A 15,205-nucleotide genomic window follows, 5' to 3' on the forward strand; every position below is an offset into this window, starting at 1 on the left:
ACGCGGTCGAGCAGCTCGCGCTCCTTGAGCTCAGCGGTGAAGTCGAAGGCGGCCCGCATGGGACCCACGGTGTGCGAGCTAGACGGCCCGACGCCGATCTTGAACAGGTCGAAGACGCTGATTGGCATTGCTGTATCACCTAGTTGTTAGCGATCGAAGACCACGGTGCGCTTGGCATGCAGAAAGACGCGGCGCTCCACGTGCAAGGCCACCGCCCGGGCCAGGGTGAGGCACTCGATGTCGCGCCCCTTGGCCACCAGGTCCTCCGGGTAGTCGGTATGGCTGACCGGCTCCACGCCCTGGGTGATGATCGGGCCCTCGTCGAGGTCGTCGTTGATGTAGTGGGCGGTGGCCCCGACCAGCTTCACGCCCTTGTCGTAGGCCTGGTGGTAGGGCTTGGCACCCTTGAAGCCCGGCAGCAGCGAGTGGTGGATATTGATGGCACGGCCGCTGAGCCGCTCGCACATCTCGCTCGAGAGTACCTGCATGTAGCGGGCGAGGATCACCAGTTCGGCGCCGGTCGCCTCGACCACCTCCCATATCTGGGCCTCCTGCTCGGGCTTTGTCTCGGCCGTGATCGGAAAGTGGTGATAGGTAATGTCGTGCCACTCGGCCAGGTTCGCCAGGTCCGGGTGGTTGGAGACGATGGCACGGATCTCGATGGGCAGCTGGCCGATGCGGTAGCGATAAAGCAGATCGTTGAGGCAGTGATCGGCCTTGGAGACCAGGATCACCACCGGCATCCGAGTGCCCGGGGCGGTCAGCTCGAAGGTCATGTCGAATTCGGCGGCCCGCTCGGCGAAGGCGGCCTCGAAGGCCGCGGCGTCGAAGCCTTCCGCTTCGGGACGAAACTCGGTGCGGATGAAGAAGCCGCCGCTCTGCCGGTCATCGAAGGAGTGCTGCTCGGTGATGTAGCAGCGACTCTCCTTGAGGAAGCGCGTCACCACGTCCACGGTACCGAGCCGGCTCGGGCACTGGGCCGCGAGGATCCAGCGATTGTTGTTGTCGTGCATGTCGTGTCTCTCCCGGACGGGGCCGGCGTCTCCCGGCCCCGACTCTGTCAGTCCTTGACGCCGATGGCGTACTCTGTACCGGCGTCCAGGATCCAACGATAGCAGTAGTCGGCGAAGCTGCGGCGCAGTACCAGCTCCCAGCGTTCTTCCGTGGGCCGACGTAGGATCAAGTTGGCCTTGGCGAACACCGTGGTCACGCCCTTGCCCACCGGGAAGGCGTCCGGGTGGACGTCATAGGGCGTTGACTTCATCAGGAGCTCCCGTGCCATTTCACCCTCGAGCTCGATCAGGGTCTGACCGCCGCTGACGTTGATGATGGCGTAGTGGGCGTCGCCCAGTGCCTCGCGCAGCTTGCCCTCCAGGGCAAACTCCTCGCCGCCGGGGACGATCAGCAGCCACTCGTCGGGCGACAGCCACTGGATCGAGCGCTCACCGCTCTCATCTCGGGTCAGGCCGTTGGGACGGCCCGGCAGGCCGAAGCCGAGTACCCGACGTACTGCCTCGTCGAGGACGATGGCGCCGCCGCGCAGGATCAGATGGCCGAGCATGGCGCGCTCGCGCAGCACCACGCGGCTCTTCTGGCTGACGCTCGGCCGGCCGGTCTTGTGGTAGGCCCAGGCCAGCGGCGACTCGGCCGGCACCTCGGCCTCGGGGCGCGCATCATAGAGGTTGAACCAGGTCGCAGTTTGCTCAGACATGCTGGCGCTCTCCCTTGGGGTCGTAGAAGATCGGGCCGACGATTTCCGCGGCGTGGGTCTTGCCGTCGGCCATGGGCAGGTAGACGGTCTCGCCCATGCGCGACTGGCCACCCTTGACCACGGCGAGGGCGAAGCCGCTCTTGAGCGTCGGGCTGTAGTAGCTCGAGGTCACGTGGCCCACCATGGGCATGGGGATGGCGTGATCAGGATCGAAGACGATCTGGGCGCCCTCCTCCAGCACCACCGACGGGTCCCTCGGCTTGAGGCCCACCAACTGCTTGCGGTTTGTGCGCCGCGTATCGGAGCGCGACAGGGCCCGCTTGCCCACCCAGGAATAGGGCTTGTCGTAACCGATGGCCCACTGCATCCCCAGGTCCTCCGGGGTCACCGAACCGTCGGTCTCCTGGCCGGCGATGATGAAGCCCTTTTCGGCCCGTAGCACGTGCATGGTCTCGGTGCCATAGGGTGTGAGGCCGTACTTCTCGCCGTGCTCGAACAGGGTCTTCCAGACGTGCATGGCGTAGTTGGCCTGAACGTTGATCTCGTAGGCGAGCTCGCCGGTGAAGGAGATACGGAAAACCCTCGCCGGCACCTCGGCTACCTTGCCCTCGCGCCAGTCCATGAACTTGAAGGTGTCACGATCGAGATCGATATCGGTGATCTCGGCGAGCAGATGGCGCGCCTCGGGCCCGGTCACCGTCATGGTCGCCCAGTGGTCGGTTACCGAGGTGAAGGTGACGTCGAGCTCGGGCCACTCGGTCTGGTGCCAAAGCTCCAGCCACTCCATGACCCCGGCGGCACCGCCGGTGGTGGTGGTCATCAGGAAGTGGTTCTCGCCCAGGCAGCTGGTGGTACCATCGTCCATCAGCATGCCATCGTCCCTGCACATCAGCCCGTAGCGGGCGCGGCCGACCTCGAGCTTGGCCCACTTGTTGGTGTAGATGCGGTTCAGGAACTCCCGGGCGCCCGGCCCCTGGATGTCGATCTTGCCAAGCGTGGAGGCGTCCAGGATGCCGACCTTCTCGCGCACGGCCAGGCACTCGCGGGCCACCGCTTCCGCCATACTCTCGCGTTCGCCGTTGACGCCTTCGGCGCGTACTTGTGGAAAGTACCAGGGGCGCTTCCACTGGCCCACGTCCTCGAACTCGGCGCCCTGCTCCACGTGCCACTGATGCAGGGCGGTGTAGCGCTCGGGATCGAACAGCTCGCGGCAGTGGCGGCCGGCGATGGCACCGAAGGTGACCGGCGTGTAGTTGGGCCGGAATACCGTGGTGCCGACCTCGGGGATCGACTTGGCCAGGCAGCGCGCGGCGATGGCCATGCCGTTGATGTTGCCCAGCTTGCCCTGGTCGGTGCCGAAGCCCATGGCGGTATAGCGCTTGACGTGCTCGATGGACTCGAAGCCCTCGCGGGTGGCCAGTTCGATGGCTGCCGCGGTGACGTCGTTCTGCAGGTCGACGAACTGCTTGGGCGCGCGCAGGGTCGGCTTCTCGTGGGGCACCTGGTAGAGCGCACAAGCCTTGCCTTCGCGGCGGGCGTCGACCTGGGGCAGCTCGACGCTGCCGGTCGACAGCCCGAGTGCGTCCAGCGCCTTCGTCGCCGCAGAAACGCCATCGGCCAACCCCTCGGCCAGGTCGTGGACGCCTCGGGCGCTGCCGGCGGCGTGCACGCCATTCACCAGGCTGGGCACGAAGCCGAGGAGCTCGTCGTTCCAGGTCGGCCGGGCGCCGGTGTGGGAGGCCAGGTGGATCACCGGGCTGTAGCCGCCGGAGGTGGCGATGGTGTCGCAGGCCAGCGTCTCGACCTGGCCGGTGACCTTGAAGGCCGCGGCATCGATGGTGGCCACCCGGGCGCCGCTCACGCGCGCACTTCCCTTGGCCTCGAGCACGGCCGAACCTTCGATGATACGGATGCCGCGGGCGCGGGCCTGCTCCACCAGTTCGCCGTCCGGTGCCTGGCGGGCGTCGACGATGGCCACCACCTCGCGGCCGGCCTCATCCCAGTCCAGGGCGGCGCGATAGGCGTGGTCATTGCTGGTGGAGAGCACCAGCTTGTTGCCCGGCACCACCCCGAAGCGGCGGATATAGGTGGAGACGGCCCCGGCCACCAGGTTGCCTGGCACGTCGTTGCCCGCATAGACCAGCGGCCGCTCGTGGGCGCCGGTGGCCAGCAGCACCTGGCCGGCGCGCACGCGATGCAGCCGCGACCGGGAGGAGCGGACGCCGTCGACCACCGGCGCTGTCTCGCCGAGATGCTCGGTGCGCCGCTCGTGCAGGGTCACGAAGTGGTGGTCGTGGTAGCCGTGGGCGGTGGTGCGCGGCAACAGGGTGACGTTGTCGAGACTGGCGAGTTCCTCCAGCACCTGGGCAACCCACCGGGTGGCCGGCTGGTGGTCGAGCAGCTCACGGCTGTCGAGCAGCGAGCCGCCCAACTCCTCCTGCTCGTCGCAGAGGATCACCCGGGCGCCGCCGCGCGCCGCGGTCAGCGCCGCGGCCAGACCGGCGGGGCCGGCGCCAATCACCAGCAGATCGCAGTGCTGGTTGAAGTGGTCATAACTGTCCGGATCGCGCTCCATGGGGCTGCGGCCGAGGCCGGCACCCTTGCGGATGAACTTCTCGTAGGTCATCCACATGGAGGCCGGGGCCATGAAGGTCTTGTAGTAGAAGCCCGGCGGCATGAAGCGTCCGCCCAGCTTGCCGACCAGGCTCATGGCATCGCGCTGGACGTTGGGCCAGCCGTTGGTGCTGCGTGCCACCAGGCCGTCGAACAGGGCCTGCTGGGTGGCGCGCACGTTGGGCACCTGGGCCGCCTCGGTGCTGCCCAGCTGGACCAGCGCATTGGGCTCCTCGGCACCGGCGGCCACGATGCCGCGGGGGCGGGAGTACTTGAAGCTGCGGTTGACGATGTCCACCCCGTTGGCCAGCAGCGCCGAGGCCAGGGTGTCGCCGGCATGGCCCTGGTAGCGCTTGCCGTTGAAGGTGAAGCTCAGGGTGCGGGCACGCTCGATGCGCCCGCCCTCACGAAGACGATTCGGCTGTTGCAACGACTGGCTCATGCCTTGACTCCTTCCTGACGCGAGACCGCTTCCGACTCGGCGGCCACTTTCCCCGCGGCGACTTTACCGGCGGGCTTGCCCTCGGGATGCTCGGCGGTGAAACGGGGCTGCTCGCCGATCCGGTAGGTCTCGAGAATCTCGTAGCTCACGGTGTTGCGCGTGATGTTGAAGAACTTGCGACAGCCGACGGCATGCACCCACAGCTCGTGGTGGATCCCTCGGGGGTTGTCACGGAAGAAGAGGTAGTCGCCCCACTGCTCGTCAGAACAGGCCTCGGGGTCCGCCGGGCGGGCGATATGCGCCTGGCCCTTGGGGTGGAACTCCTCTTCCTCGCGGTGCTCCTCGCAGTAGGGGCAGTAGATGAGAAACATGGATATGCCTCCTTAGTGAGCAACGCCGGCCGCACCATGCTCGTCGACGAGAGCACCGGTGTGGAAACGGTCGATGGAGAACGGGGCCGCAAGCGGATGGGTCTGGTTCTTGGCCAGGGTCCAGGCGAAGACGTGACCCGAGCCCGGGGTGGCCTTGAAGCCGCCGGTGCCCCAGCCGCAGTTGAAGAAGAGCCCCTTCACCGGCGTGGCGGAGAGGATCGGACAGGCGTCCGGGCAGGTATCCACGATGCCGCCCCACTGGCGGTTCATGCGCACCCGGGAGAAGATCGGGAACATCTCGACGATGGCCTGGAGGGTGTGCTCCACGGTGGGGTAGCTGCCGCGCTGGCCATAGCCGTTGTAGCCGTCGATGCCGGCGCCGATCACCAGGTCGCCCTTGTCGGTCTGGCTGATGTAGCCGTGCACATGGTTGGACATCACCACGGTATCGAGAATCGGCTTGAGGGGCTCGGAGACCAGCGCCTGCAGCGGATGCGACTCCAGCGGCAGCCGGAAGCCGGCCATCCCGGCCAGCACGCCGGAGTTGCCTGCCGCCACGCAGCCCACGGTCTTCGCCTCGATATCGCCGCGGTTGGTATGAACGCCATGGACGCGGCCGTCACGGATCTTGAAACCGGTGACCTCGGTGTTCTGCAGCAGGTCGACGCCCAGGGCATCGGCGGCCCGGGCGAAGCCCCAGGCCACGGCGTCGTGGCGCGCCACGCCCGCCCGCGGCTGCCAGGAGGCGCCCAGCACCGGGTAGCGGGCGTTCTTCGAGCAGTCCATGATCGGCACCAGCTCCTGCACGCCTTTGGCGTCCAGCACTTCGCCGTCGATGCCGTTCAGGCGGTTGGCGTTGACCCGGCGCTGGATGTCGCGCATGTCCTGCAGGGTGTGGCCCAGGTTGAGCACGCCCCGCTGGGAGAACATCACGTTGTAGTTGAGGTCCTGGGAGAGCCCCTCCCACAGCTTCATGGCGTGCTCGTAAAGCGCCGCCGACTCGTCCCACAGATAGTTCGAGCGCACGATGGTGGTGTTGCGAGCGGTGTTGCCGCCGCCCAGCCAGCCCTTCTCGACCACGGCCACGTTCTTGATGCCGTGCTCCTTGGCCAGGTAGTAGGCGGTGGCCAGGCCGTGACCGCCGCCGCCGACGATGATCACGTCGTACTGCTTCTTGGGGGTGGGGTTGCGCCACTGGCGCTCCCAGTTCTCATGGTGGCTGAGCGCGTGCTTCGCCAGCCCGAACCCTGAATAGTGTTGCATAATTCTCTCCTGAAACCGCTCCTGACTCGTTAAGGCAATCAGACCGCTGACTCGGCCGACTCCTGCGTCCGAGCGGGGGTGGAAGCCTCGGCGTAGACCGGATGGCGCTCGCAGAGCGCGGCGACCTTCTCGCGCACCTCGGCCTCCACGGCCTCGCTGTTGCGCTGCTCGGCGAGCACATCGAGGATGTCGCAGATCCAGCCGGCCAGCTCGGCACACTCGCGATCATCGAAGCCGCGGGTGGTCACGGCCGGGGTGCCGATGCGCAGCCCGGAGGTCACGAAGGGGCTCTGCGGGTCATTGGGCACGGCGTTCTTGTTGACGGTGATATGCGCACGCCCAAGGGCCGCGTCGGCGTCCTTGCCGGTGACGCCCTGCTTGATCAGCGAGACCAGGAAGAGGTGGTCATCGGTGCCGCCGGAGACCACGTCATAGCCGCGCTCGATGAACACCCCGGCCATGGACCGGGCGTTGTCGATCACCCGCTGCTGGTACTGCACGAATTCCTGGCTCATGGCCTCCTTGAAGGCCACCGCCTTGGCGGCGATGACGTGCATCAGCGGGCCGCCCTGCTGGCCCGGGAAGACCGCGCCGTTGAGCTTCTTGTAGAGGTCCGCATCACCGTGGGCGGAGAGGATCAGGCCGCCACGGGGACCGCGCAGGGTCTTGTGGGTGGTGGTGGTGACCACGTGGGCATGGGGGATCGGGCTCGGGTAGTGACCGGCGGCGATGAGGCCAGCCACGTGGGCCATGTCGACCATGAACCAGGCGCCCACCTCATCGGCAATGGTGCGGAAGCGGCGCCAGTCCACCACCCTGGCGTAGGCAGAGAAGCCGGCGATGATCAGCTTGGGCTTATGGCTGCGAGCCAGACGCTCGACCTCCTCGTAGTCGATCTCGCCGGTTTCCGGGTTCAGCCCGTACTGCACGGCATGGTAGTGCTTGCCGGAGAAGTTCGGCGCGGCGCCGTGGGTCAGGTGGCCGCCATGGGCCAGGCTCATGCCGAGGATGGTGTCGCCCGGCTTGACCAGCGCCATGAAGGCCGCCGCGTTGGCCTGGGCACCGGAGTGAGGCTGGACGTTGGCGTAATCGGCGCCGAACAGGTCACAGGCGCGGTCGATGGCCAGCTGCTCGACCACGTCGACGTGCTCGCAGCCGCCGTAGTAGCGCTTGCCCGGGTAGCCCTCGGCGTACTTGTTGGTCAGCTGGGTGCCTTGGGCCTCCATCACGGCGCGGCTGGCATAGTTCTCGGAGGCGATCAGCTCAACGTGGGCCTCCTGGCGGGCCACCTCGTCGGCGATGGCGGCGGCGACCTGGGTATCGAAAGTGGAAAGGGAAGAATGGTTCATGGAGGACTCCTTTAATTGTTGGATCACGGTAAACGCCCCATGCCAGCAATCTATTTTCGAATGCGTCCAAGAACCAATTAGAAGAGCAAATACCATGATAAGGAGGAGAATTTCTTGTTTTGGCAGCTCAAGTGGGAGCAGTAGCAAAAAGGCCACGCCCGCAGCGGTGCGCAGGCGTGGCCATTTCGGAGGTCAAACGGGCAGGCGCTTTATGCACCTTGAGGACGATATCCCCGTCGCCTTGTCAACAGGGAGATGCCGACATAGCAGACCGAGGAGACGACACAGCCGGTCAGCGGTCCGATCAGCCAGCCCACATCGGCGAACAGCATCATATAGCCGCTGGTAAAGAAGCCCACCAGCATCGCGATGAGGGCCCCCCAGGCGCTACCCTGCCAGAAGGTGGAGATGAATACCGGGCCGATCATGCTGGCCAGCAGGGTGCCGGAGCCGAGGATCCCCAGCCAGGAGAGCATGAACGGCGGGGCGTAGAGCATCATCATCAGCGCTACCACCCCCAGCACCACGACGGCCAGGCGGTTGATCATCAGCGCCCGGCGCCCGCTGGAGACCGGACCGAAGAGCGACAGGCGCAGGTCGTGGGAGGTTGCCGAGGCCACTGTATGCAGCAGCGAGTTGGCGGTGGACTTCATCGCGAAGATGATGAACAGCGTGATCACCCCCTGGAGGGCCGGGTGCATGAACTGCTCCAGGTAGACCGGCATCGCCATGTCGGGGTCGGCCAGATCGGGCACCTGCATGCGCACGTAGAGTCCCACGATGGGGATCAGGCTCAGCAGGGCCCCGAGGATGGCTACGTAGACCCCCACCTTGTGCAGTTTGACGTCGGGCTTCATGGCCAGGAAGCGAATGGCCATATAGGGCAGCACGGCGGCAAACAGGAAGGCGTAGGGCAGCACCAGGAAGACGGTGCCGATGGAGTCGCCGTAGTGCGCCCCAGTGGTCGGGTTGAGCAGCTCCGGGTCGATGGCGTTCAGCGAGGCCTCCCAGGTGCCCAGGTCCACCGAGGTGAGGATCTGCACCAGGATGATCACCGCCGCCAGGGCCATGCCGCAGACCATGACCGTGTCGGTCCAGGCGACGGCGGCCAGGCCGCCGAGCATGGTATAGACGATGATGACCGAGACCATCAGGAAGGCGCTCTGGTTGAGCTCGATCCCCAGCCAGCTGGCGCCGAGCAGACCCACGGCCTTGATCTGACTGGTGAGAAAGACCATCAGCAGCAGGATGGTGATGAAACCGGCCACACCCTGAAGCACCCGACCCATAACACCGCTGCCATGGCTCTGTGCGATATACTCGGGAATGGTGTTGCTGCCCATCTCGATGGCTCGACGCTGCAGGAAACGCGCGAAGTAGAGGACGGCGATCATCATCGCCGGCGCGAAGAAGAAGTTGCCCAGCACCTCGATGGCACCGAACTGGTAGGTCACGCCGGGAGATCCCATGAAACCCCAGCCGCTGAAGCCGGTGGCAACGATGGTGCCCGCCGCCACGAAGGCGCCCAGCGACCGTCCGGCCACCAGGAAGCCCCCCTCATCGCTCTTGTTCATGTATCTTGAGGAGAGAAAGCCGAGATAGATCAGCAGGCCGAAGGTGAGGATCAACAGACCCCAGTTGAACAGCTTGTAGGCATCCATGGTCACCTCCTCAATGAGCTATCGGCGGATTTTCGCTTCAGCTCTCTTCGGAGGTAGACTGCACCCGAATGGACCAGCATATAGCAAGTGAGCACCAGAAAGGTGCTCAATACCCAGGAATTCATCTGCACACCCTCTTGTTCTTGGTTCGGCCCTCGATGTGGGGCTCGTGGGTTGCCGCGTCCGGCATCATCAAGGTATTTTACGGCCTGTTAACCCGCCAATTTGTAAGTCAAATGGCCTCATAAAAGTTCAAAATGGCATAACGATGACCAATATCCCGACTGACCTTTTGAGAACCTTCGTTACCATAAAAGACCTGGGCGGTTTCACGAGTGCCGGCGAGCTGCTCGGCCGCTCACAGCCGGCCATCAGCCTTCAGATAAAGAAGCTGGAAGAGCTTCTTAACACCAAGATATTCCTGCGCGGTTCCAGCCTGGAACTCACCGAAGATGGGGAATATCTCTATGAGGCCGCTCGCCAGATTCTGGAGATCAATGACCAGATCATTGCCAAGGTCAGGGGAGATCATGTCTCGGGTAAGGTCAGGCTGGGCATTCCCAACGATTTCGAGCTGGCATTCCTGCCCAAGGCGCTGAGAAACCTGTCGCGTGTCTACCCCAACATCATCATTGAGGTCGACTGCGAGATCAGCAAGGTGATACTGCAGCGTTATCATAAGGGGCACTATGATATCGCCCTGGCGATGGAGCGTGCCAAGCAGAATGAGGACCGGGATGCTCGCGACTATCGTCTGGAAATCCTGGAATGGGTCTACAAGGACAGTCGGCTCATCAACGGGCATGATGACCCCATTCCGCTGATCGCCTATCCCCAGGGGTGTGTCTATCGCTCCATCATGGAAGAGGCCCTGCAAGGACAGCAACACCCCTTCCGCTTCATGTACACGAGCACCAGCCTGCTGGGAATCTTTTCTGCCGTCGAGGAGGGCCTGGGGATCACGGCGATGGCCAGGTCGGTGATTCCCGATAACCTGAAGCATGCGAGCAGCGCGCGGGACCTGCCGGAGCTGGAGCGTGTCTGCATCGGCCTGTACTACAAGGAGCGTGAGCTCAACACCGCCTCACGGCACGTGCTCGACTTCCTGCGTTCTGGGCTGGCCAACATCTAGTCGCTTCTGAGGGAGAACACCGACTCTCGATACGATCTTGGCCCCCTTTCATGCAAGTGGCCCGGCAGCCGCGCATCAGGCGACTGCCGGGCCAGTCTTCAAGCGGCGTCCGTCCCTCTCGGCCGACGCCACGGCCTACCAAGGTCCAGCGCAACCCAGGGCTATCGCAACCCGACCCCTGGCTCCATGCCGCCGCTGGGCACAGCCTGGACATCACCTTCACCGCTGACCCTCAGTTCCACATCAGGATCCGGGTTGTTCACAGCCCTCTCCAGCTGCTTGGTCGACCGATCCCTGTTGAGCAGCCTCCTTATCGTATTGATGATCATCAAGAGAATCACGATAGAGAAGGGGAAGGCGCCGATGATGGTGCCGGTCTGGACGGTATCGACGACGCCGCTGCCCCCCAGGGTCAGGAGTATGGTTGCCACCGCTCCAATACTGATCACCAGAACGACCCGGAACCACGCTCCCGCTCGTTTCGGTGCAGAGACGAAGTCCGCGAGCGCGTAGGTGCCGGCATCCAGCGAGGTCACGTAGTACGTCGCCACCAGTACCGTCGCCACCACCAGGAGCAGGCTGCCGACGATCGGTATAGACTCCAGCATGGCGAACAGACCACTGGCGACGTTGTCGTTCACCGCAGCCGATATTCCGCGTCCCGAACGGTCATCGTAGTAGATGGCGGCAGACCCCAGCACGCCAATCCATACCATGACGATCAGCGAAGGAATGACGGTGACGCCGATCACGAACTCACGCAGTGTGCGTCCCCGTGAGATACGTGCAATGAATCCGGCAACGAAGGGCGAGAAGGCAATGACCCAGCACCAGATGAAGACGGTCCACCAGCCATTCCAGCTTTGCTGCCACGATGCCAATGGCTCGGCGGTGCTTGGCGCATCGGTCCAGAAGCTCATGGGAATGAAGTTGGTGAAATAGGAGCCGAAGGTCTGGGTGATGTTGGAGATGATAAACAGCGTCGGCCCGAAGATGAAGGCGGCAACCACCAGCACGACACTCAGAATCGAATTCGTTTCACTGATCAGGCGCATGCCCCGGCTGATGCCGAAAAAGGCCGAGATGGCCGCGGCAGTCCCCAGTCCCACGATGACGAACAGCCAGATGGTAGGACTGGAAGCAAGCCCGGTGAAGGAGGTGAGGCCCGCGGTGAACTGCATCGCCGCAAAGGCGAAGGAGGTGGACAGGCCGAGGATGGTCGCCATGATCGCCAGCAGTTCGACAACTACACCGGCGCCGCCCTGAGCCCAGCGGGGCAGGATATCCACCGTCGCCTCGCGAAACGTCAGAGACTTGCCCAGGTTGTGATGCGAGTAGGCCAGGCACACTGCCACCACACAGTACATGGCCCAGGCGGTGAACCCCCAGTGGAAGTAGGCCCAGACCAGCCCGCCCCCCGCCACGTTACCTTCGAGCGATTGAATGACCGGGCTTGCATCGCGCAGCATGATCGGCTGGGCCACGGACCAGAAGATCAGACCGATACCTTGCCCGCAGGCGAACAGCATCGAGTACCAGGCAAAGTTGCTGTACTCCGGTTTCGCACCGGGCCCGCCCAACCTGACTTGCTTGCCAATCTTGCTGAATACCAGCCAGGCACATACCGCCACGGCAAAAAGCGAATAGAGAATAAACAGCCAGGTAAAGCCACCGGTGACATAGGTTCGCATGTCAAAGATCACGGCGGCCACGCCGTCAGGCTTGCTCAGCACCATCACAATAAGCGCGATGATGGCGATCGGGGGGGTAAACTGAATGACCAGCCTGCCAAGGGGCGGCAGGTCACTCCCCGTGAACCGAGGAATAGTAACGGGCTCCTTCTGCCTCGTTATCTTGTCGGGCTCCACGTTGCGATTTGCCATGTCATTTCACCTCACTGTTATTGTAGTTTCGCACCAACCGTTCTCTTGTTGCCGACATCCACAGGCCGAGATCGCCTTCGTCAGCGGCTAGCGCCCTGGCCCAAGTGCTTCACGATGCCCGAGATGCACTCATCCAGGATCAGCGCCCCTTTCTCCGCCGTGGATTTCAGCGGTGACGACAGGGTGCCGGAGGGTGCCACCCAGGAGGGATCGGGAGGAAAGATATCGTAAGGAGGGAAGGTCGCCGGCTCCACATGGACGGCCTTGGACATGTCGACCAGCTCCGGATGAATCTTCAGCATGATCGAGGTTTCCAGTACCCCGCCATGCTCAACGGCCCAGCCGGTAAAACCATCGGGAAAGACCTGGGAAATGGTCTCTTCGCTGATGAAATCCCAATACGACAGCAGATAAATTTTGATGCTGATATTCTCTGCCTTGCACTTATTGACCAGCTTATCGGCCGCCTCGCACAGGCACATCGAATTTTCGAAGTGTCCATTGATCAGGATGAACTCTCGATTACCATGATTCACATAGGCCTGCAGAACATCGAAGACATAATTCTCCAGGGAGCTGCTGGAAACACAGGTTGTCCCCGGGAAGAAGTTGCCTCCTCCCGATTTGACCTGTGACTTGTAGCCATAGCTGATCGCCGGTGCCACCAGCATCTTGTCTGCCTTCTGTGCCACCTGCTCGGCGATATGGCCAGGGATCAGCACGTCCGGGTTCAGCGACATGTGGGGGCCGTGCTGCTCGATCGCTCCAATCGGAAGGATGATCTTGCATTTCCCGTTCTCGGTGAGTTCCTTGTAGGATACCCAATCCATATTCTCGATCTTGACATTGCTCATTTACAACTCCCCCAACGCCAGTTCACCCTCTCCATCCGCGATACCTTCAGGCCACCCATAGAACAAGAATAGATAATATAATTACCAGAATAATCAGCGTATGGCGTGAACCGACTTGCACTCAAAAAGGGGAGCTTTGGCTCCCCTTATGGTTGATCTTACTTGATGATATTGTGCTCCGGCCCATACGGGAAGCCGGTGATGTTCTCGGCCCCCTGCTCGTTGACCACCAGGATGTCATGCTCGCGGTAACCACCGGCCCCCGGGCGCCCTTCCGGCACCATGATCATCGGCTCCATGGAGACCACCATGTTGGGCTCGAGCACCGTGTCGATGTCCTCCCGCAGCTCGAGGCCTGCCTCGCGGCCGTAGTAGTGGCTCAGGGTGCCGAAGGAGTGGCCGTAGCCGAAGGTGCGGTACTGGAGCAGGTCATGCTTGGCGAAGATCTCGTTGAGCTCGTGGGCGATGTCGCAGCAGCGCACGCCGGGCTTGATCAGCTCCTGGCCCCGCCGGTGGACCTCGCAGTTCACTTCCCACAGCCGCAGGTGCTCGTCGGAGGCGTGCCCCAGGAACAGGGTACGCTCAAGGGCGGTGTAGTAGCCCGAGATCATCGGGAAGGTATTGAGGCTGAGGATGTCGCCGGGCTGCACGCGGCGGCTGGTCACCGGGTTGTGGGCACCGTCGGTGTTGATGCCAGACTGGAACCAGACCCAGGTATCCATCAGCTCGCTGTTGGGGTAGGTCTTGGCGATCTCGCGCACCATGGCCGCCTGGCCGGCCAGCGACACTTCATACTCCGGCACCCCGGCGGTGATGGCATCACGAACGGCCACGCCGCCCACGTCGGCGATGCGCGCACCCTGGCGAATCAGCGCGATCTCCTCTGCGGACTTGATCATGCGCAGCTTCATGGTGGGCGCACCGATATCCACCAGTTCCACGTCGCCCAGGGCGGCCAGCAGCTTCTGCTGGTTCTGCAGGGTCAGGTGGTCGAACTCGACGCCCACACGCTGCTTGCCTTCGCAGAGTTGCCTGACGGCCTTGAAGAAGTTGTCCTTCTGCCAGTCGGTATAGACGATGTTTTCACCCAGCCGGTTGCGGCGATAGGGCTGGCCGCCGTCGATGTTGGCCGTCACCGTGGTGAAACGGTCCTGGGTCACCACCAGGCCGTAGTCACGACCGAACTTGCAGTAGACGAAATCACTGAAGTAATTGATGTTGTGGTAGGAGGTCAACACCACCGCATCGATGTCATGGGCGGCCATGGTCTGGCGCAGGCGGGCGAGCCGCCCCTGCATCTCGGCATCCGAGAAGGTCGGCACCACCTTGTCGCCATTGGGAATCTCGATCAGTGACGGCAGTTGCATCTTGTTATCTCCTCATTTTTTTGGGTAATCGACTTACCAGCCAGGGCGCATCCGGCCCCTTCATGCCGGTCGCTTTCGCCCCTTGCTTGCCATGTCATGCACGTTACTGCTGGTGAAATCGACTATGGCCAGGCGGACGCGTCGCGACCAATGACTAGTGCAAATGCGCCCATTGATGGAGACAATGCTCTATAAAAACAGAGTATTAACCTGGCACTACGCGGTGCACGGCATGGTGAAGGGGCAGCGTACGACCTCGACGACCTGAATACCGGGCACGCCATCACGACGAGGCGCAGAATGGGCTGCGCCTGCCACGGCATGATGGGGAGCATACGAGGGGGGATCTGAGAGGTGATGGTAGCCTTGAGGCGTTCAGTGTCGCCGGGGTGGCGGCGCAGCACGGCGCGAAGGTCCACCGAGTGCTCGTTGCCCAGGCACAGCAGCAGGCGGCCCTAGGCGGTGACCCGCACCCGATTGCAGGCGTCGCAGAAGTTGTGGGTGTGGGGCGAGATGAAACCGATGCGCGAGTCGCTGTGGGCCATGCAGTAGACGCAGC

12 protein-coding genes and 1 pseudogene are annotated in these 15,205 nt (G+C 63.4%); 1 reads left to right on the top strand and 12 read right to left on the bottom strand.

Features of this window, described 5'->3' with window-relative positions:
• From ACR80S_RS13925 to ACR80S_RS13960, 8 genes are all read right to left on the bottom strand, one after another.
• Window positions 1–128: serine dehydratase beta chain (locus ACR80S_RS13925; protein ID WP_435403667.1), on the bottom strand; the 128-nt coding region annotated here is incomplete at its 3' end.
• 18 nt (window positions 129–146) lie between these two features.
• Window positions 147–1,013, bottom strand: a complete 867-nt coding sequence (gene purU / locus ACR80S_RS13930; protein ID WP_435402161.1) for a formyltetrahydrofolate deformylase — start codon at window positions 1,011–1,013, stop codon at window positions 147–149.
• A gap of 47 nt (window positions 1,014–1,060) precedes the next feature.
• Window positions 1,061–1,711 carry a sarcosine oxidase subunit gamma gene (locus ACR80S_RS13935; protein ID WP_435403564.1) on the bottom strand — a complete coding sequence of 217 codons (651 nt, stop codon included), beginning with the start codon at window positions 1,709–1,711 and terminating at the stop codon, window positions 1,061–1,063.
• Window positions 1,704–4,766, bottom strand: a complete 3,063-nt coding sequence (locus ACR80S_RS13940) for a sarcosine oxidase subunit alpha family protein (RefSeq protein ID WP_435403565.1) — start codon at window positions 4,764–4,766, stop codon at window positions 1,704–1,706. Before ACR80S_RS13940 ends, ACR80S_RS13935 begins: the two co-directional genes overlap by 8 nt.
• Complete coding sequence (locus ACR80S_RS13945) at window positions 4,763–5,137, bottom strand: sarcosine oxidase subunit delta (RefSeq protein WP_435403566.1); 375 nt, start codon at window positions 5,135–5,137, stop codon at window positions 4,763–4,765. Before ACR80S_RS13945 ends, ACR80S_RS13940 begins: the two co-directional genes overlap by 4 nt.
• A gap of 12 nt (window positions 5,138–5,149) precedes the next feature.
• Window positions 5,150–6,400, bottom strand: a complete 1,251-nt coding sequence (locus ACR80S_RS13950; RefSeq protein ID WP_435403567.1) for a sarcosine oxidase subunit beta family protein — start codon at window positions 6,398–6,400, stop codon at window positions 5,150–5,152.
• Window positions 6,401–6,438: 38 nt separating this feature from the next.
• The gene (gene glyA, locus ACR80S_RS13955; RefSeq protein ID WP_435403568.1) at window positions 6,439–7,749 is read right to left on the bottom strand and encodes a serine hydroxymethyltransferase; all 1,311 of its coding nucleotides are present in this window, start codon (window positions 7,747–7,749) and stop codon (window positions 6,439–6,441) included.
• Window positions 7,750–7,958: 209 nt separating this feature from the next.
• Entirely contained in the window at window positions 7,959–9,410 is a 1,452-nt protein-coding gene (locus ACR80S_RS13960) for a sodium:solute symporter family protein (protein ID WP_435403569.1), read from the bottom strand.
• Window positions 9,411–9,678: 268 nt separating this feature from the next.
• Here ACR80S_RS13960 and ACR80S_RS13965 point away from each other — a divergent pair, with 268 nt between their 5' ends.
• Window positions 9,679–10,542 carry a LysR family transcriptional regulator gene (locus tag ACR80S_RS13965; protein ID WP_435401471.1) on the top strand — a complete coding sequence of 288 codons (864 nt, stop codon included), beginning with the start codon at window positions 9,679–9,681 and terminating at the stop codon, window positions 10,540–10,542.
• Between the two features lie 161 nt (window positions 10,543–10,703).
• On the opposite strand, the gene ACR80S_RS13970 is transcribed toward ACR80S_RS13965, so the two are convergent.
• The 4 genes and pseudogenes from ACR80S_RS13970 to ACR80S_RS13985 form a co-directional block, all read right to left on the bottom strand.
• On the bottom strand, window positions 10,704–12,425 hold the full coding sequence (locus ACR80S_RS13970; protein WP_435403570.1) for a BCCT family transporter: 1,722 nt from the start codon (window positions 12,423–12,425) through the stop codon (window positions 10,704–10,706).
• An 80-nt stretch (window positions 12,426–12,505) separates the two neighbouring features.
• The gene (locus ACR80S_RS13975) at window positions 12,506–13,279 is read right to left on the bottom strand and encodes a creatininase (RefSeq protein ID WP_435401473.1); all 774 of its coding nucleotides are present in this window, start codon (window positions 13,277–13,279) and stop codon (window positions 12,506–12,508) included.
• Window positions 13,280–13,437: 158 nt separating this feature from the next.
• Window positions 13,438–14,646: a M24 family metallopeptidase gene (locus ACR80S_RS13980; protein WP_435403571.1), complete on the bottom strand. Its 1,209-nt coding sequence runs from the start codon at window positions 14,644–14,646 to the stop codon at window positions 13,438–13,440.
• 350 nt (window positions 14,647–14,996) lie between these two features.
• Window positions 14,997–15,197: pseudogene (locus ACR80S_RS13985) on the bottom strand (GTP 3',8-cyclase MoaA); the annotation flags it as partial.
• Window positions 15,198–15,205 lie beyond the last annotated feature (8 nt).

This window comes from Halomonas salsilacus (assembly GCF_051216275.1).
Classification (GTDB): domain Bacteria; phylum Pseudomonadota; class Gammaproteobacteria; order Pseudomonadales; family Halomonadaceae; genus Halomonas.